The sequence below is a fragment of the Micrococcus sp. HG099 genome (genome assembly GCF_024723355.1).
Classification (GTDB): domain Bacteria; phylum Actinomycetota; class Actinomycetes; order Actinomycetales; family Micrococcaceae; genus Micrococcus; species Micrococcus endophyticus.
The window spans coordinates 1-805 of record NZ_JANQCJ010000276.1 but is presented as its reverse complement, the minus strand read 5'-3'; the positions used below and the strand labels follow the sequence as shown (position 1 = coordinate 805).

The 805-nt window shown below is 81.1% G+C and carries 2 pseudogenes; both read left to right on the top strand.

The features are described from left to right. A pseudogene (locus tag NWP10_RS12200) lies at positions 1-242 on the top strand (hypothetical protein); the annotation flags it as partial. A gap of 22 nt (positions 243-264) precedes the next feature. Beyond that, a pseudogene (locus NWP10_RS12195) lies at positions 265-805 on the top strand (hypothetical protein); the annotation flags it as partial.

Here is an 805-nt window from a genome sequence, read left to right as displayed (position 1 = left end):
CCCCGGAGGCGACGGACACCGTCACCCTCCCCGTGGTGCCGCGCCCCACCTACCTGGACGCGCCCGAGATGCTGCGCCCCGCCCCCGCCCCGCTGACGGCCCCGGATGCCGCGGGCTCGGACGTCCGCCTCAAGGACGCCGCCCGCGCCGCCGAGCGCGAGGAGGCGCTCAGCGCCACCGCCGAGCAGGACGTCGCCGCCCTGGACCTGGACCACGTCCTGGCCCGGCGCCGCGCCTCCTGACCGTGGTTCGGCGGGCGCGGCCGTGAGCATCGGCCGCGCCTCCGCGCCCCTCGCCGTCCGCGCCTCCGGGCTGCGCTGGCTGCGCACACGAGCCGACGCCCTGCACCTGCAGCGGGGACGTCGGCTCGCGCGCGTGCTGGACGTGGACGTCATGGAGGGGCGCGCCGGCGACGCCCGGGTCCGCACCCGCACCCTCGTCCTGGCCCGGGACCCGCGGACCGGTCCCGACGCCGCACCGCCCGGCTCGGCGTGGACGAGTGAGCGCGGCGTCCTCGAGGACGGCACCCTCTGGTGGTGGGCCGCCGCCGACCCCGCCCTGCCCGGGCTCGCGCTCACGGAGGACGACGCCGGCCTGGCCGCCCTGCTGGGCACGGCCCCGGGCCGAGTCCGCCTCACCTGGCGCGGCTACCGGCCCCGGGAGCGGGCGGTGATCGCCCTCGACGCCGCGGACGCGGGCCTCGCGGGCTCCCGCGCCTACCTCAAGGTGCTGGCCCCGGCCGCCGCCGAGGCCGTCGCCGCGCGGCTGAGCGCGGCGCGCGCGGCCGGCGTGCCCGTCCCGGACC